Source organism: Neorhizobium alkalisoli (genome assembly GCF_002968635.1).
In the GTDB taxonomy this organism is placed as follows: domain Bacteria; phylum Pseudomonadota; class Alphaproteobacteria; order Rhizobiales; family Rhizobiaceae; genus Neorhizobium; species Neorhizobium alkalisoli.
The window spans coordinates 303,045-320,219 of sequence record NZ_PVBN01000001.1 but is presented as its reverse complement, the minus strand read 5'-3'; the positions used below and the strand labels follow the sequence as shown (position 1 = coordinate 320,219).

The window sequence follows — 17,175 nt, the reverse complement described above, 5'->3', positions numbered from 1 at the left end:
ACAGGGCGCGCTGAAGCCGCATTTAAATCGATCGTTAAAATGCGAGAGACCCGTGCGTTTTCGGGATTTTGAGCAATAAAAAAGGCCGGCACATCGGCCGGCCCGTTCTTCAATCACTTGAGTGGTATCGGGCTAGTGCCCTGTCGATTTCGGCTCCTCGACCTTCACCCCTTCAACAATCTTCTTGCCGGGATTGGGGTTCTTGTTGCCGCGCGAGGCATTGTTGCGGATGTCCTCCTTGGAAAGGTAGTCGAGCTGCTCGACCAGCACTTCCGCCACAAGGCCATCGCCCAGTTTCTTGTTCAGGTCGTCCTTGATGCTCGAACGAAATTTCTCGAGTTCGAAGGCGCCTGGCTTGCTGAGATCGACCATCTTGTTGCCGATCAGCAGCGTGAAAAGCTCGTCGGTGGTCAGCTCCGTCATCGGAAGCTTGACGCCCTTGATCTTTTCCTTGTCCATCATGAACGAGACGCGGCTCAGAAAGTAGCCGCTGATCGCTCCATCCGAAATCACCGGAATGGTGATCGATTCTCCACGGACCAGTTCGAGGAGCTCCTTCTTCCTGGCTTCCTCATCGACCGGCGCAGGCGCGGCCGACATCTGGACGGAGAAATACACCGCTCCGAGCGTGACGACGCAGACCCATAAGCCGGTAAGAAGGAGTTTGACCATCAGACTTCGCCGTAAGTGAACTGTTCCTGAGTGTAGGTACCGTCGCCATCGGCATCCCGAGCGGCGCTCTTCAGGAGATCGGCAACCGTCCGCACCGCGTGCAGATGCGCTTCGACCCGCCGCGCGTTGAGCGCCAGCTTGGCTTTCAACCCATGCATCTGGTCGATATAGCCGAGCGCAAGCTCTCTTGGATCCGTGCCGCGGAACAGCATCGTCAGTTCATAGAGGCAGCGGCTCTTGTGAGCATTCGACACCTTGAGGTCGAATTCGGGATCACGACCGATCCGCTGATTCTCGTTGTCGATTATCATCTCCAACCGGCCAAGCACGGTCTTGATGCGATAATCATTCGAAACGACTTCCATATCTTCTGCCCCAGTCTGAATCATTGTCAGGCCTCGTTCGTCTTGCCGACGCCGAGAACCTCACGTTCGAAATCTGTAATCATGCTCATGGCGCGGCTCCGGTCGTTTTCATCGGTGGTCGCGTTGACCGCGCCCTGCCGTTCGACCCGGTCAAGTGCCTGCGAATACATCTGTTCGGCGATGCCGATGCCGCCCTTCTGGGACATTTCGTCCGCGATCTTTTCCGCCATCATGCTCTTCCAGAATTCACCGGCGGAGCCCTTGCCGTAAACCTCTTCGGTTTCCTTCGGCAGCATGGAATTGACGAAGTTCTGCAGGATGGAGGCTTCGAACTTGCGATATTCGTCCGGCATCTCGGCGGCACGCTTCGGCGCTTCCGCATTGCCGAGGCCTGCCTCGGTGCCGGGCATATCGATCCTGTTCATGGCGGCGCCGAAACCCTTGCCCACTTCCGCCAGGCTCGTCGCGGCGAAAGCAGCCTTGTTCGCCTTCAGTTTGGCCTGTGCCTCTTGAACGGCGGTCGGGTTCGCCGCACGTACGACGTCCAGGACCAGATCGGTCGGAGGTGAAATCGCCACGTGAGCTCCTTTCATGAACGCCGCGAGACGCATTCCGAGGAATGCGTGCATCGACGGCAGCAATTTGAAACAGTGCAGCATCCCGTCCGGACTGAATTCGTGCCGGGTCATCTGCGCAATGAGGAGACTATGGCTCGCGAAGCTTGCTGGAGGCTGGCGCCTATTTGATCATCTGCGAAGCGAGAGTGATCTCGATGAGTTCATATATCGAATTGTCGGCGGCTTCGCGGTCCTCGTCATCGCGCGCATCCTTCATATTGTCCTGCAGACGGTCCGCCTTGGTCCGCTCCTTCAGCACCTTCATTTCCTGGAGCTGCTGGACGCCGGCAAGCTGGCGTTCCTTGGTCGTCAGACGCCCGAAGCGCTCCGCATATTGCTGCGAAAACTGGCGGTGGATGGGGTGCATGGAACCGATCGCATCGATCACTTCTTCCATGGACTGGTTGACCTCGGCGCGATGGCGAGTGGTCGCCGCGAGTTCGTGCTCCGCCATCTTTTCGATATGCCGCTGGACCGCCACGAGGCGCTTGAGCTTTTCAGAACGTTTGACTGGACCGGCCATACCGCTCCCCTAGAAAGACAGGAAGATCGGCGCGAACCCATCCGCATACTGGCGGACAAGAGCAGCGATCGACAGATAGAGAAGGAAAAGCCCACCCATGAGAAGGAAAGGCGTCGAGATGAAATACACCGGGATCTGCGGCGCGAGTTTGTTGACGAGGCCAACCGCCACGTTGAACATCAGGCCATAGATCAGAAACGGACTTGCCAGTCTCAGCATGATCATGGTCGAGGCGCGCAGGGTGTCCGTCAGAGTGATCAGCATCTTTTGCGAATCAATGACCGCGCCGACAGGCGTCGCCGTGTACGAATCGATCAGCGCGCGGAACACCACGTGGTGGAAGTCCATCATGAACAGCAGCAGCAGACCGCTCAGCGTGAGCAGGTTCGTGAGCTGGTTCTCGTTGGTATCTTCGAGGACGTCATGGCCCCCAGGTGCCGTGAAGCCGATCGCCATGGTCAGGATCGAGCCCGTAAACTGCATGCCGAGCGTATAAAGACGGGCAATCAGCCCGTAAACAATGCCGATCATCGCTTCCGTAAAGATCAGACCGATGAAGGTAGCACTCGGGGAAGAGGCCTTCGGATAGATCGTATCCCACAGGACCGGCAACATCGCCATGGAAAGCGCGACGGCTGCAAATAATCTGACCTGCGGCGGTACGCGCGCGCTTCCAAACCCCGGAAGCACCATGACGCACCCTCCCATTCGGCAGAATGCCAGGAAAAGTGCGAGTATGGTCCCTTGCGGGTCGGTTATCATGTGAGAATCGTCCTTTGCGGACAGTCTAGGGGTTTTCGGGGCGGAATAAAACGTCCGCCCCGAAACGCTTCATCACGAAATGGCCCCGAGGATTTTGATCTCGAGCCCCTTGGCCAGTTCCACATGGGAGAGGACCGGCAAAGTGGCGAACAACCGTTCGATGATCATGCGGACATAGGAACGGGTTTCCGGCGACGTCACGAGGACGAAGGGCAGGCCTCGGTCCATGAACTCGCGGATGACCTTGGTGGCCTGCTCGCTGAACTCTTCGAGCGTTCGCGGATCGATATCGAATTCGACCACCTCGCCCTTGTTGTCGCGCTTGAGCGCCTGATGGAAGAGCATATCCCACTTGTTGCCGAGACGAAGCACACGCAACACGCCGTTGTCGGCAAGATCGCCGCACAGCTGCTGCGCCATGCGCACACGCACATGCTCCACGATCTGCTCGGTCTTGCGAACGTGCGGCGCGAGTTCTGCCACGGCTTCCAGGATGAGATGCAGGTTGCGGATCGATACGCGTTCAGCCAGGAGCAGTTTGAGCACTGCCTGCAGGCCCGAATAGGACATGTGCGACGAGCAGATCTCGTCGGCCAGCTTCTTGTATTCCGGATCGAGACGCTCGATCAGGATTTTGACGTCCTTGTAGGACAGAAGCTGTGGCAGGTTGTTGCGAATAACCTCGGAGAGGTGGGTCAGCACGACCGAAACGTTGTCGATCGGATGGAAGCCTTCGCGCTTCAGATCTTCCGCAAAGGTTTCCAGGATCGAAACCGCCGGCATGCCGAAAGCCGGTTCGCGGATTTCGTCACCCGGGATGCTCGGCTTGCGGCCGGAGCCGGTGACGACCAGGACGTCGCCGACACGCAGGGTGTTCGACGCGATCGTCGTACCGTGAATACGGATGCCGTAGGACTTTTCCGGTATGGCGATGTCGTCGGTTACCTTGATTTCCGGAACCACGAAGCCGTATTGGGTGGCGAACTTCTTGCGCATCTTGCCGACGCGGAAAGCGAGTTCCTGATGGGCACCGAGGAGACGCGTGGAAACCTGCTTGCCGAGCGCAAGCTCGATTTCCGCGGTCTTGAGAACCGACTTGACGGAATCCTTTTCCGCTTCCTTGGTCTGGACGACCTTCTTTTCCTCGTCTTCGCGACGGGCCTTGTTTTCCGCTTCGATGCGACGCGGAACGAGCCACGCACCGAAGCCCATGAGGGCACCGAGCGTCATGAACGGCAGGAGCGGCAGGCCGGGGACGATGGCGAGAAGTGCCATAAGGCCGGCGGATACGGAAAGAGCGCGCGGATAACCGGCCAACTGATCGACGACGGCCTTGTCGGTCGATCCCGCCGTACCGCCGCGGGTGACCAGAAGGCCTGCTGCAAGCGAAACGATGAGGGCCGGGATCTGGGAAACGATACCGTCGCCGACCGACAACTTGACGAAAACGTCGGCCGCTTCGCCGATTTCCATGCCGTGGCGGAAGTAGCCGATGATGATGCCGCCAAAGATGTTGATCGCGGTGATGATAAGGCCGGCGATCGCGTCGCCGCGTACGAATTTCGACGCACCGTCCATGGCCCCGAAGAAGGAGCTTTCCTCCTCGAGCTCGGAGCGGCGGCGCTGTGCCTCTTTCTCATCGATGATGCCGGCCGAGAGGTCCGCGTCGATCGACATCTGTTTGCCGGGGATGGCGTCGAGGGTGAAGCGCGCGCCTACTTCCGCGATACGGGTCGCGCCCTTGGTGATGACGATGAAGTTCACTGTAACCAGGATCATAAAGACGATCACGCCGATGACGAAATCGCCCGACATGACGAGGCTCGAGAAACCCTGGATGACGTTGCCCGCCGCCCCGTGCCCTTCATGCCCATGCGACAGGATCACACGGGTTGTCGCGATGTTCAGCGACAGCCGCACCATGGTCGCGATCAGCAGGATGGTCGGGAACGAGGAGAAATCCAACGGCCGCTGGATCCACAGCGAGACCATCAGGATCAGCACCGAAAAGGCGATCGAAAAAGCCAGTCCGACGTCAATCAAGAACGGCGGTATCGGCAGGAATAGGATACAGAGGATGGCGACGATGCCGAGAGCAAAGCCGACATCGCGGCCACTCGGGGTTACCTTCGGAATGGATAAAGCAGGTGGTTGCGCCATGGACGTCCCGTCTCTTCATGAGATGGCGGCAGGACATGCTCCTGCCAGTTTCACGTCATGACTAAACGGCGAAGCTTGCGCGAAGGTGGGGAAGACGAAACAGAAGCGGGTGCAGCCGGTCAGAAACCGGATTGCACCCGTGAAAAGACCAGATTGGCGAAAAGATTGATCTGGCCGCCGATGAACGGCGCCGTGATGCCGATCGTTACCATGATGGCAACGATCTTGGGCACGAAGGTCAGCGTCATTTCCTGGATTTGCGTCAGGGCCTGAAGAAAGGCGATCGCGACGCCGACGACCATGGCCACGAGGACGGCCGGACCGGAGGCGATCAGGACCGTCCAGATCGCCGCCTGCATGATATCAAGGGCATCCGCCTCATTCATCGCGCTCGTCCGATTCGCGTGTGACTCGATCAGGTATTATTATCGGTATCGTCGGTATCCGTCGAGCTATCGGCGGTGTCTTTGGTACCAGTCGTCAATGGCGTGTCGGAAAACACAACGCCGGCCTGGAGCAGAATCTTCTCGTTTTTCTCGGTGATGGCGACAACGCCATCCGCGTAGACCTCGACTTCCTTGACCTTGCCGGTGAGGGTATCGTCGGCGCTCTTGACATATTTGCCGATGAGATCGGTGGCGCGGGTCAGAGCTTCGGCCTGAAGCATGCTCTTCAGATGGGTATTCGTCTGGATCGACTGCTCGACCTGCGAGAACGTCGCAAGCTGCGCGATCTGCTCGCTCGCGTCCATCGGGTCGGTCGGGTCCTGATACTTCATCTGTGCAATGAGGAGCTTCAGGAAGTTATTGTAGTTCAGGCTGGCATTGTTCGAAGCATCGGTCGACGAACCCGCATTCGCCCATGGATTGGCCGTCGCCGACGAAATTGGATCTACCGCCATGGTGCAATCTCCTTGCGGATGCGTTCGACGGTTGCCGGCGCAATTTCCTGATTGTTCAGAATGCGATCTTCCGTCGGATAGAGGGCGCGGATCGCCTTGAGAGCGTCGAAGGCCCGGCCGGACGCGACCATGCCGTCGATCCGCTTCAGTTCCGCCAACACCTCATCGTCATGGAAGCACGTGAGCAGCATGGCCACCGATTTGCGGAACAGCGTCATCGACTGTTCCTTGCCTTCAGGGTTGATCAGCATCATCTGGGCGATGAAATAGAGCTGCCTGAGCGGCGTGGTCGCATCCTCCGGCTGAAGAACGTGGTTTTCCAGCAAGAACGTGACGTCGTTGAGGAATTCCAGCGCGACCTTTCGATCAACGCGCAGCACAGCGCCGTTGATGAAGATCCTCTCGCCGGACTTCAAAGAGATGCGAAGCGTACTTTTCATTTAAGTCCATCCCTGATGATGGTGGTCACGTCTATAATGCCCTGGAAATTGGTCGACTCGCGCTTCCGGATCTTTTCGCATTCCTTCAATATCCAGATAGCGATAGAGATCAGGTCGGCGCGCAGTTCCGTCGCCAGCTCGTTGTCCGGCTGCTTCAGGTCCTCGATGAACCTGATCCACACGCGCCGGGTATAAAAGAGAGCCTCGACGGTCGTGCGCGTATAGTGGCCATCGTCGCGGGCTGCCGCCAACAGTTCGATCGAACGATCGAGGGCCTGCCGTTCACGATCCTTGGCGTTTGCAACGCCATCCTCCATGATCTCGGCATATGAAAACTGGTACATTCATGTATCCTTCTTCATGAGCCTTCCTTTAGTCATCAAAGGAAGTTGGCAAGGCTCAACTGCTGTATCTTTGCCGTTACCGTATATGCGGTTTCCAGGAGCGTCTTCAGTGCGTTGAGACGAGTTGCAGCTTCCTCCGGATCGACATTCTCGAGGCCTATGAGGCCCTTCGTCAGAATGTCTTTCTGCGCCTGCAACCTTTCCTCAGCCTTGGAGACGCGTTCGGTATAAATACCGATTGTAGTCCGCTGCTGGTTAATACTATCTACACCGTTCATCGCTTCACTGATGACAGACCGTGTCCGCGCGCTGACCGCCTGGCGGGCCAAGTCGTTCATGTTCGGCTGCAGCAGCTCCAGCGACACGATCGAGGCGAAAGCGAACTTGCGCATGCCTGCCTTGTTGGCGTTGGTGGAGCTTTCGACCACTTCGCTCTGGCTGATGCGGCTCTTCATGTTTTCGTCGCTGGCGTCGGAAAAGAAGGTCGTCCAGAAATCCTGACCGGCAAGACCCGCCGGATGCGGCGGGCTTGTAAGCGGGGCCGTGCCATCGAACTTCTTCCCGAGGTCATCGAGGAAGGTCTTCATCTGGGTTTCTGTCATTACCGACAAGCTCGGGATGACCGGAACCTGCGTCGACATGAAGTGGTTCAGCTCGGTATCGAATGCCGCCTTGGCTGGCGATCCCGGTGCGAAATAATCTTCCATCGGCTTCACATCGGTATTGATGCCGGCGAAAATGTATTCGCCCTGGACGGATGTGTTCGCGAAATTCGTGAAGGCGTCGAGGGCGGACTTCATGGTCGTGCGGGCCGTGGCTAGGCTCGTTGCGTCCGTGGAATTGCCAAGGGTGAGGATGGCGCCCTGGATATCGAGCCCGAGTTCGTCCATCTTCGACAGGGCAAGTTCAGCGCTTTCCAGCCGCTGCGTCGCGAGCGACGCGGTGTTGTAAAGCGACTCGATGCGGGTGATATCGCGAGAAAGATCGATAGCGCGAGACGTATTGGCCCCGAGCGCGACGCCAAGGTCCGCATGTTTCTGCGTGACGGCTTCCTGGTTCGCCTTCACCATCTCGCGCTGAACGCCCGAAATGGCGTTTCGCATGGTCGTCTGAATGGACAATGTTGAAACAAAAGAGGTTTTCATAATCAGCTCGCAATATCCAGCAGGGCCTGCATCATCTCATCGACCGTTGCCATCAGTTTAGTACCGGCCTTGTAGGACTGTTCGATATCAAGCAGCAGCGACAGTTCTTCGTCGAGACTGACGCCCGTGCTGCTGGAATAGGCTTCGAGGGTACGGGTCAGAAGTGCCGTCTTCGTCTCATCGGACGAAGTTGCGGTGCTGCGAAGCTGTTCCAGCCAACCCATGGAATCTGCGGCGAAAGAGAGAAGATCCGGCGCGTCCGCGATTTCCGTGTCATTGTCAAAGGTCATCGGACCTTCGAGAGCCTGGTTATACTTGTCCAGCAGGTCGCGGTAGCTGCTGCCGCCGCCAGTGTTGACGACGTAAGCGACACCGTTGATGCCGCCGTCTCGGAACTTGTCGGGGTTGCCTGCCGGAGGAACAACGACCGGGTTGACGAAAATCCGCGATGCGATTCCCGGAACGGTGGTGCCGGCGGCCGGGATAGCGGTCTGTTGGACGCCAGCCGCGTCCTTGTAGGTGAAAAGACCGGTCTGGGGAACGAGCGCGCCGGTTGGTCCGGTCTCCGCAAAGACGGTGATCAGGGTACGGGCAATTTCGTCGAGCTGGCTCTGGAAGATGGGGGCGACCGTGTCGCGAACCTGCATCAGCGCCTGAATCGAGCCCTTGGCAGTGGTGTTGCCGGATACGCCGGGCTTCAGCGCCACTCCGTCGATATAGACGCCGTTTCCGACCGTCGAGGCGTCGAAAGCAGCCGTTGCCTGGAACGTAACCTTGCGGGGCACGGCCTCGAACAGCGTCACACCGTCCGAGGTGTAGAGCACCATGTCGTTGTCGCCGCGAACATAGGAGGTTACGCCGACGATCTCGGCTATCTTCTTGAGAAGACCGTCGCGTTCATCCAGCGCATCGTTCGCATCGGCGCCGCTTGCGGTCGCGTTCTTGACCTGGTTGTTGACCGCCTCGAACTTGGCAAGCAACGCGTTCAGCGTGTCGACGTCCTGCTTGATCTGGTCGTCGGCATCCTTGCGGATCTTTTGAAGCTTGTCGGCGGCCGTATTCAGGCCGGACGCCAGATCCTGCGCCGTGGAAATGACCGCACCACCGAGACCGGTATCGTTCGCCTTGGATGTAAAGGCATCCAGGTTGTTACGGAAGGCAGTGATGAGCTTGGCGGGGGAGATTTCGTTGTTGTTCCCCCCCATCAGGTTCTTGATCTCGGTGAGACCAGCAAGGAGTGTCGCCTGACCGTTTGCAACAGAGGTGCTTTCGATCGTCTGGCGCAGAAGCGGAGAGTTCTGGGCGCGAACGATGTCGTCGATCACTGCGCCGTTGCCGCCGGTCACGACCACCGCGGAGCGGCGGACGTAGTCCGGGTTCTGCGCATTGGCAATGTTCTTCGACACCACACCGGACTGCGTGCCGGAGTTGGTGAAGATGGACTGAGCCGTGGACAATGCTGATGCAAGCGACATTTTTTACTAACCTCTTGAGACTTATTCTCTCGATCGTCCCGTCCGGTTACCTCTTCAGGTTGATGAGGACGTCCATCAAGTCTGAGCCGGTCTGAAACACCTTGGAGTTCGCCGTGTAGACGCGCTGCGATTCGATCATTTCGGTCAGTTCGCTGGCGATATCGACGTTGGAGCTTTCCAGAGCGCCGGAATAAACCTGGCCGAAAGAGCCGCTCTGCGGGAAGCCGATGGTGACGACACCGGAGTCATTGGTCGGCAGATAAACGTTGCCGTTCTGCGGCAGCATCTTGTCGATCGCCGGAACCGTGGCGAGGGCCACCTGGTAGATCGCGCGGCGACCGCCGTCCTGATAAACTGCGGTGACAAGACCGTCGCCGCCGATTTCCACGTCGGTGATCGGGCTCGGCGCATTGCCGTCGATGATGCCCTTGCCAGGGGTAAAGTCGCTGGCAAACTGGGTCATGGCGGAAAGGTCGATCGTAATCGCCTGCGCCGGAGTGGCGCCGTCATTGGGATCGGTGATGACGATATTCTTCATCGATCCCGTCGACGGCGGGCCAACAACATAAGGAGCGGCCAGCAGCTTGTTGGTATTGGGATCGAAACGCAGGATTGATGTCTGCTTTACGAGCACTTCTGGCGCAGTCACCGTATATGGGAAACCGCCGTTGGTGGACTGATCCTGGCGATAGACTGTAACTTCCCACTCGTTATTGGCAGTCTTGGTGTAATAAAAGTCGTAAAGAACCTTGGCACCGGCATGGTCGTAAGCCGTAAGCGAGCTCTTGTTGGTGATCACGCTGGTGGCGACGTTGTCGCTCGGACGGCTAAGAGCGGGCACGATCGCCGCTTCCTTGTCCAGGTTGGCCGGGAAGCTGCCTTGCGTGGACGGAGAGGATACGAGACCGAAGTCGTTGATGTTGATCGCCTCAAGCCCGTTGAAGCCGTTGACGACTGCAGCCGGCGGGTTGGAGCCGTAAGGATATCCCATCAGCTGGTAGCCGGCTGTATTGACGAGATAGCCGTTGGCGTCCTTCTGGAAGGCGCCGGCGCGGGTCAGATAGGGAGAACCATTCTGGTCGCTGACGATGAAGAAGCCTTCGCCCTGGATCGCCAGGTCGGTATTCGACGTCGTGTACTGGATACCGCCCTGTTCGGCGATGCTGTAGCGGACATTGGTTTCCACGCCACCCGACGAATAGGAACCCTGGGTAGAAGGCAGTACCAACGAAGAGAATGCCGTTGACGCACGCTTGTAGCCGGCTGTGCTCGAATTGGCGATGTTGTCGCCGACCGTGCCGAGGCGATTGGCCTGGGCATTCATACCCGAGACGGCCGTTTTCATCGTGCCGAAAATGCTCATAGGAAATCTCCGCTTTATCTGATGAAGAGAGTAAGATGCGGGCCTTGCGTGAAGCTGTCTGCTTTCCGTGTCCGCTGAAAATAAGCGGCAAGGCCCTTCTGAAAAATCAGTTCCAGTCGATGCAATAGCCAAGGAAACGCTTGGAATCGACGGGATCAAAGCCGAGCTTCTTGCGCAGTTTCTTGCGCAGCTTGCTGATATGGCTTTCGACGACGTTCTCTTCGACTTCTTCGTCGAAGATGCCGTAGATGGCATTGAAGATCTGCGTCTTGGAAACACGCCGGCCGCGGTTGGAGACCAGGTATTCCAAAATGCGCCGCTCGCGACGTGGAAGTGCGAAAACTTCCCCTTCGATCTCCGGATCACGACCATCGGAGAAAACCCGGATGGGACCGATATCGGTAAAGTTCGCGATTGCCTTCAGACGACGGCGGATTGCCGCCGCACGTGCCAGGATTTCGCGGGGATGAACCGGCTTACGCACTACGTCGTCGACGCCGCTGTCGAAGAAGGCAAGGGTTGCCTCCAGGGACGGAGCGTCGCTCACTGCGATCACCGGCGCCATGGACCGGTCGCGGATGGCCCGCGGCAGTTCAAGCGTCCGCTCGCCCTGCCCGATCAGAAAGGCCTCAACCGCAGCGATATCCGCATCAGCCGCCGTATTGACCCATTCGCCGAATTCTTTTGGATCAAACCCTGTGGACGGAATTCCTTCACGTCCAAAGAGAGAAGTGTATCCGTCTTTCACGAGCTCACGCTCATCAACCACTACGATCATTCGCCGCCTCCGAATCAGTTGTGGTACCTCGATTGATCTATGGGTACGAATCGCGGGAATCGGAGACAAGCTGTGTGAAATTAACCAAACAAATTAATAGTTGATTAACCATTGGCTTGCGATTTGCACTAGATGTAGTGGGTATGCGCTTAGACAGCACAAATTTTTAGTGGAAAAATTAACACCTCTTCAAAGAGTGCTTGCGCTGCCATTTTCGCCATATTTCGTCAACGGCACAATTTTGCGATTCTTTCGGCGAAGGATTCAGCCTAAGGTTGCTTAGCTGTTACAGAAGCGTGAGGCGTTGGTCGTCCAGTTTCCGTAGCCCGTGGCGACCAGATTGCTGATCACACGGCAGACATATCTCTTCTGCGCAGGATCGTTATTGGGGCCGGCATGGTATCGTGCTACCGCCATTGTCCATGTCTCGTGCCGGTCGTGGAGGTTGCGCAGGAACTTCGCCGCATACTCCACATTGCGCCTCGGATCGAACATCTCTTCCGGAGACGAAAAATTTTCGCCGTGGAAATGGTGATTGATCTGCATGCAGCCGATGTCGATCAACTTCATCCCCTGCCGCCTTGCCGCTTGGAAGGTGGTGATTGCCTCCTGTTGCGAAGCCGAAAAATGGGCCTTGCCTTCCACGTTCATCGCGAATGGGCTCAGGCTCCCCTTGCGTCCCGTCTCGGTCAATCCGACTGAATAGAGAATGCCTTCCGGAATCCCGTATTTCGCAGCCGCAGCTTGAATCTCGCGTTCACAAGCTCCGGGGTTGACCGGCGCCCGGGGAGCGGCCGGAGCGCTAGCGGTTATCGGAGTTCGGGGAGCAGGCTGTGTGGATGCGCTGAAAAGGGAACCGGCAGGCGCCTCAGAGGTAGAGATCGCCAGGGCGAGTGCCGCCAGAAGGCGTACCTGCCGTGTTGTCCGTAGCCGCGTCATTCGTATTCCTCGCACCTAACTCAGCCGACTGACGGTTTCCCGCCTGCTCATGGCCGCGTCCGGCAGCAGAACCCTGCCGCCCGCCATCAGCCTGAGCTTGCGGACCTGTCTGACCCTGCTGCCCTTGTTGACCGCCGGCCCCTTCCGAATCTGCCGTCGGAGCAATGCTGATGGTCACCTGTTCGACGGCAAAGCCCTGGGCGCGAAGCGCGTCGAGGATACCGCTGCTGTCTTCGCTGAGCTGCATATAGGCGGCTCGCGTTTCGACGGTGAGGTGAACGTTCAGCGCTTCGCCGTGAAGCCGCAGCATGGCGGTCACCGACCCCAGATCATGCGGGTTCATCTGCAGCTTGAGCGTATTGACCACCGTGCCGGTGCTGCTCTGCGCCGCGACGTTGGAGAGCTCCGAGCTCGGATGCATGGCTGCCGCCCATTCGGAATCGCCTGATAGCATTGCCGTCAGATTGGCGCTGTTCGAATTCTGCGCGAGGCCCAGGAATCGCCGCGACTCGAGAACGGTGACATTTTCAACGGTTGCGTTCGATGAAGTCTTGAACTCCACGCTCGGTCGCTCGCCACTACGCTCGTCCACGGTCATATTGAGGCTCTGACCGTCCCCACGGGCATTGGTGAAGCGAAACTGGCCGGTCCCGGGAACGCTCGCCTCACGATCGGCCGGCATAGAGAGCGAATCCGAGGACGCGCTGGCCAGGCTAAAGCGACCGGTTTCCCCGGCATCGTTGGCGCCGACGGTCTGGACCCGGTCCTCCGCATCCTTCTGCCGTTTGCCCTGAGGCCCGCCCGCGTTTTTCGGCATCGCAGCCTGAAGCTCGCTCGCGGCCACCTCGCCGCCCAACAACGACAGGACATCGGCGATCTTGCTGTCGTCGGCATCCAGAATGGAGAGATCGAGACCTGCGTCTACCTCTTCGGGCTCCGCCTGCTCGCCGTTGGCTTCGGGTTTGCGGGCAGCTGCCAGCTCATCCGACTTCCGGACGATGGCTTTGGCGGTGGCGAGCGCATCGCGAAGTTTCTTCTCCGCCGGCGTCAGCTGTTTCTCATCGTTTGCGGCGACGACCTTGGCGACCGCATCGAGCACGCTTTCGCTTCTCTCCAGAGTGCGCCGAAGGCTTTCCGGTCTGAGATCGATGATTGGTTTGCGCGTTGCCGGCTTTTCGCCAGCACTCAGGCGATCTTCCTCGGAAGGCTCGCCATCATCCAATACGTCTTCCTTGCCCTGCGAAGGCACGTCTTGATCCAAATCCGAAAGGGCGTCGGAGAAGCCGTTCGGTGAAGCCTCGGCGCCCTTCCGGCTGCCGATAGCTTGTTTTGCCGACGAAGCCGCATCGGCTGCACCGGTCTTGCCACCCAGAATGTCGGTAATCATTTGGACGGACTCTCCTCCTTCAGCATTTCATCGATAGCATTCAATTTCGAACGACCACTATCGACGTATGTCTGGAAGGCCGGATCGAATTTGACAGCGGTGCCGGCCCTCGGATCTTCCGCGGCGGAGGCAGGCCCAGCGATCTCATTTCTGGGCAACGCGACTGGGGACTTCGCGTCTTCTGTATGGTTCACATTGATTGCTTCGTCTTGCGCGAAGCTTTCCTCTATCGGCTTGCTAATGACTTGTTCGGCAATAGCTTTTGCCGCCTGGCGCAGAGCTCTGTCACGCACCGAAAGCGTTTCTTCGGGAACGTCGCTTATCGCCTTCATGGCCGCACGAATGTCATTGGTCGGAATATCGGCGAAGCCGCCATAAAGCCGCGCGAGCGCCTCGGGCGCAGGATTTCCCGCCAATGCTTCGGCTTTCGCGGAGGCGACGCGAGCGAGATCGTTATTGCCGGCGATGGCGGCTGCGCGGGCAATGCGCAGAAAGACCTCCCGGCGACGGTCGGCATCCATAAACTCGATCGCCCCGTCGATGTCTTCTTCGGTGATCGCACCGAAATGGGCGACGACAAGCTGCACGAAGAAATCGGCGAACTGACTGGCATAAGGGGAATGAATAAAACGGCGGGCGTATCGGCGCGAATAGGAAAGCGCCTCTTCAACCATATTGGCGTCGACTGTAATAGCCACCGAACGGCGAAGAGCAGCTTCTTCGATGATGGTACCAGGCGCTGTCAGCCGTGCCCAATCGTAAAAGCCGAGTGCCGCCTTCGGATCATTCACCACCGCCACATTGCCGCTGACCAGGGCAAGATACGGGCCGAGCTTCTCGTCGCGGTATTCCTTCGTCATCTCTCCCAGGCTCTTCGCGACCAGGGTCCCCTTGCCGCTCAGATATTTTCTGAGCGCTTCAGCGACGCGATTGTCGAAATTGCCGGCGATGTCGCGGGAGGCGAGATATTCGAGCGTTTCGGGATTGCCGCCGCTCATGGCATACACCAGTGCAGCATCGACATTGCGCGGATCCTCGAAGACCGAGGGATCGGCGGTTCTCAAACGTTGGTCGATCGTTGCAAGCATGAAGCGCTGCATTTCCGCGGCAGAATGGTCGCCGAGGACAACGGAATCCTGCACGAACTGGAGCGAACGCAGCATGGCATAGGGCGGCAGGTCGGTACGATCCTGCGCAAACGCCGGATGCGTAAGAGCCGTCCCCAGGACCAGAGCAGCCGTGAACAGAGACCGTATGCCCGCAAGCGCCATATTATCCCTCGTCCGCCTGGAGCAGGATTTCGATGCGGCGGTTTGCCGCCGCAAGGGGATCATCGGCCACCTGAAGCCGCCTGTCGGCAAAACCCGAGACCTGCTTGACGCGATCCTCGGTCAACCCGCCGTGCACCAGCATGTAATAAGCGCTATGGGCGCGGGCCATGGAAAGACGCCAGTTGTCGTTCTGGCCGCCCTTGAACTGGCGGCCGTCCGTATGGCCGCGCACAATGACGCTGCCTTTACGATCCTTGAGAATCTGGCCAAGCTTCTCCATCGCCAGGACCATTTCCCGACGAGGCACGGCCGAGCCGACGTTGAACATCGGATCATTGGCCTGATCCGAAATGGTGACGAGCAGGCCGCCCTCCGCCGGCGTCACGACGAGCCCTTCGGCGAGTTTGCCTGCGACGCCGGAAATCTGCTCCTGGATTTCCTCTCGGAGCTTCTCCGCTGCCTGTTGTTCCGCCGAGCCCTTGGCGGTTTCCTGCGCCTCGAGTTTCTCCGGTTTATCGGCTTGCGCCTTGTCGAGTTTGGCCGGATCAGGCCGTGGCATGGGGAGTGCTACAGCCATCTCAACCGGGGGCACGCCCGGATCCTGCTGCGGCGCAGTTTGAACGGCCTCCGCGGTCGGATCCTCGACCGGAGTTCCCTTCACGGCCTTGTCGGAACCGTCGGCCCGCGCGACCTCGATCTGCCGCGTCCAGAAATCCGGGTCAAAGGGGTCGCGATAGGCTTCGCCGCCATCGGCACCGGTCGCAGGGCCGGATTCGCTTGCTCCGCCCTCACCTTTCGCGCTGACATTGGCCTGCTGACCGACTTCCTGTGCGATCTCGGCGAGAACGGAATAGGGGTTTTCAAAGAAATCGGCTTCGGAGTAGTTGGGCTCGTCGCCGGAAGTCGAGGTCATATCCTCGCCGGTCGCCGCCGCCGAGCCTTGCACGTCCGCATCCGCCTTGACCCGCGAGCGCTCGCCGCTCTCCTGTCCCTCTGCCGCGTCGACGGGCTTTTCGAGCCCCTTCTCGGCCGGGGTTTCGTCTGAAAGCTTGATCGGGTTGAAATAGCTCGCCATCGAGGCTTTCGTTTCCTCGTTGGCGGCATTGACGAGCCACATGACGAGGAAGAACGCCATCATCGCGGTCATGAAGTCGGCATAGGCAATCTTCCAGGCACCACCATGGTGACCCTCATCGTGCCCGCCGCCATGCCGCTTGACGATGACGACCTCGTTCTTGCCGTGATGGTGATTTTCGCCCTCGCTCATGCCAATACCTTTTTCAGACTTGCAGCCCACGCGGACATGCGGGTTACAAGCGCGGTCTCACCGATATCGACCGAGATATCCAGATCGGGCGCTTCGACGTGGCGCAGAAGAGGCGCTGACCCTCCCAGCGCGGCCTGGAGTTTTTCAAACAGATGCAGCGGCCCGCGAATGTTGACTGTTCCGACATCGCCTTCGAGCATCGCATCTCGAATAAGGTCGGCCATGTCCGAAACCGCTTTTGCCACGAGCGCTTCGTCGAGAAGCGGCGCAAGAATCCTTGCCGTCTGATCGCTGACCGCCTGGGCCGTTGCCCCGGCGATTTCCTGAAGTCCGGCGGCGATCGAGGCCGCGGCCTCAGCCTCGTATTTTTCGCGGAGCGCCGCCATCTCCTCCGCATGCGCTGCGACAAGTGCCTGGCGCTCTTCGCCGAAACGCTGCTGCAATTCCTCGGAAGCCGTCCCGTAACCCTTTGAATAGGCTTCCGCGCGCTCGGCCTCGATATCTACGGGAGCCTCAACCATAGCGGGAAGCGCCAGATCCTCGTCGAGGCCACCGGCAAGATCATCCACCATCAACGGCAGGGGCACGGACTGCGGCTCGCTGAAGTCTTTCAAATAGCGTGCGAGAGAAGCGCTCATCGAAACACTCCCTGCCCTGCCGTGCTCCTTCGTGCGCCGCTCGTCATGAGCAGGCGGAAGAAGCCAAATGTCGCCGCTGCAATCATCGTATCATCCCGATAAGGTTGCCGTTCGTTCATCCGCAGCAG

19 protein-coding genes are annotated in these 17,175 nt (G+C 58.8%); all 19 read right to left on the bottom strand.

What is annotated here, in order from left to right; genetic code table 11:
- Positions 1–132: 132 nt before the first annotated feature.
- Positions 133–672 (bottom strand): hypothetical protein, encoded by a 540-nt coding sequence (locus C5L13_RS01555; RefSeq protein ID WP_105381500.1) that lies wholly within the window; start codon positions 670–672, stop codon positions 133–135.
- Positions 672–1,037: a hypothetical protein gene (locus tag C5L13_RS01550; protein WP_105381499.1), complete on the bottom strand. Its 366-nt coding sequence runs from the start codon at positions 1,035–1,037 to the stop codon at positions 672–674. The genes C5L13_RS01555 and C5L13_RS01550 overlap by 1 nt, the downstream gene beginning before the upstream one ends.
- A gap of 26 nt (positions 1,038–1,063) precedes the next feature.
- A complete protein-coding gene (locus tag C5L13_RS01545) occupies positions 1,064–1,615 on the bottom strand; it encodes a rod-binding protein (RefSeq protein ID WP_105382029.1) in 552 nt (183 codons plus the stop codon).
- A gap of 160 nt (positions 1,616–1,775) precedes the next feature.
- On the bottom strand, positions 1,776–2,177 hold the full coding sequence (locus C5L13_RS01540; RefSeq protein WP_105381498.1) for a hypothetical protein: 402 nt from the start codon (positions 2,175–2,177) through the stop codon (positions 1,776–1,778).
- A 9-nt stretch (positions 2,178–2,186) separates the two neighbouring features.
- Positions 2,187–2,939, bottom strand: a complete 753-nt coding sequence (gene fliR, locus C5L13_RS01535; RefSeq protein WP_105381497.1) for a flagellar biosynthetic protein FliR — start codon at positions 2,937–2,939, stop codon at positions 2,187–2,189.
- 72 nt (positions 2,940–3,011) lie between these two features.
- Positions 3,012–5,099: a flagellar biosynthesis protein FlhA gene (gene flhA, locus C5L13_RS01530; protein WP_105381496.1), complete on the bottom strand. Its 2,088-nt coding sequence runs from the start codon at positions 5,097–5,099 to the stop codon at positions 3,012–3,014.
- A 119-nt stretch (positions 5,100–5,218) separates the two neighbouring features.
- Positions 5,219–5,485, bottom strand: coding sequence for a flagellar biosynthesis protein FliQ (gene fliQ / locus C5L13_RS01525; protein WP_105381495.1), 267 nt, complete (start codon positions 5,483–5,485; stop codon positions 5,219–5,221).
- Between the two features lie 29 nt (positions 5,486–5,514).
- Positions 5,515–6,000, bottom strand: coding sequence for a flagellar hook assembly protein FlgD (gene flgD / locus C5L13_RS01520; protein ID WP_105381494.1), 486 nt, complete (start codon positions 5,998–6,000; stop codon positions 5,515–5,517).
- A complete protein-coding gene (gene flbT / locus C5L13_RS01515; protein ID WP_105381493.1) occupies positions 5,991–6,440 on the bottom strand; it encodes a flagellar biosynthesis repressor FlbT in 450 nt (149 codons plus the stop codon). Before flbT ends, flgD begins: the two co-directional genes overlap by 10 nt.
- Complete coding sequence (flaF, locus tag C5L13_RS01510) at positions 6,437–6,784, bottom strand: flagellar biosynthesis regulator FlaF (protein WP_105370673.1); 348 nt, start codon at positions 6,782–6,784, stop codon at positions 6,437–6,439. Before flaF ends, flbT begins: the two co-directional genes overlap by 4 nt.
- Positions 6,785–6,819: 35 nt before the next feature.
- Entirely contained in the window at positions 6,820–7,929 is a 1,110-nt protein-coding gene (locus C5L13_RS01505; RefSeq protein ID WP_105381492.1) for a flagellar hook-associated family protein, read from the bottom strand.
- Between the two features lie 2 nt (positions 7,930–7,931).
- Positions 7,932–9,404 (bottom strand): flagellar hook-associated protein FlgK, encoded by a 1,473-nt coding sequence (gene flgK, locus C5L13_RS01500; protein ID WP_105381491.1) that lies wholly within the window; start codon positions 9,402–9,404, stop codon positions 7,932–7,934.
- A 46-nt stretch (positions 9,405–9,450) separates the two neighbouring features.
- The gene (locus tag C5L13_RS01495; RefSeq protein ID WP_105381490.1) at positions 9,451–10,767 is read right to left on the bottom strand and encodes a flagellar hook protein FlgE; all 1,317 of its coding nucleotides are present in this window, start codon (positions 10,765–10,767) and stop codon (positions 9,451–9,453) included.
- Positions 10,768–10,873: 106 nt separating this feature from the next.
- Positions 10,874–11,545 carry a transcriptional activator Rem gene (gene rem / locus C5L13_RS01490; protein WP_105370669.1) on the bottom strand — a complete coding sequence of 224 codons (672 nt, stop codon included), beginning with the start codon at positions 11,543–11,545 and terminating at the stop codon, positions 10,874–10,876.
- A 279-nt stretch (positions 11,546–11,824) separates the two neighbouring features.
- Complete coding sequence (locus tag C5L13_RS01485; RefSeq protein WP_105381489.1) at positions 11,825–12,484, bottom strand: transglycosylase SLT domain-containing protein; 660 nt, start codon at positions 12,482–12,484, stop codon at positions 11,825–11,827.
- Entirely contained in the window at positions 12,414–13,871 is a 1,458-nt protein-coding gene (gene fliK, locus C5L13_RS01480; protein ID WP_105381488.1) for a flagellar hook-length control protein FliK, read from the bottom strand. The genes C5L13_RS01485 and fliK overlap by 71 nt, the downstream gene beginning before the upstream one ends.
- On the bottom strand, positions 13,868–15,142 hold the full coding sequence (gene motC / locus C5L13_RS01475; protein WP_105381487.1) for a chemotaxis protein MotC: 1,275 nt from the start codon (positions 15,140–15,142) through the stop codon (positions 13,868–13,870). The genes fliK and motC overlap by 4 nt, the downstream gene beginning before the upstream one ends.
- A 1-nt stretch (position 15,143) precedes the next feature.
- Positions 15,144–16,409, bottom strand: coding sequence for a MotB family protein (locus C5L13_RS01470; protein ID WP_105381486.1), 1,266 nt, complete (start codon positions 16,407–16,409; stop codon positions 15,144–15,146).
- Positions 16,406–17,047 (bottom strand): hypothetical protein, encoded by a 642-nt coding sequence (locus C5L13_RS01465; RefSeq protein ID WP_105381485.1) that lies wholly within the window; start codon positions 17,045–17,047, stop codon positions 16,406–16,408. The genes C5L13_RS01470 and C5L13_RS01465 overlap by 4 nt, the downstream gene beginning before the upstream one ends.
- Positions 17,048–17,175 lie beyond the last annotated feature (128 nt).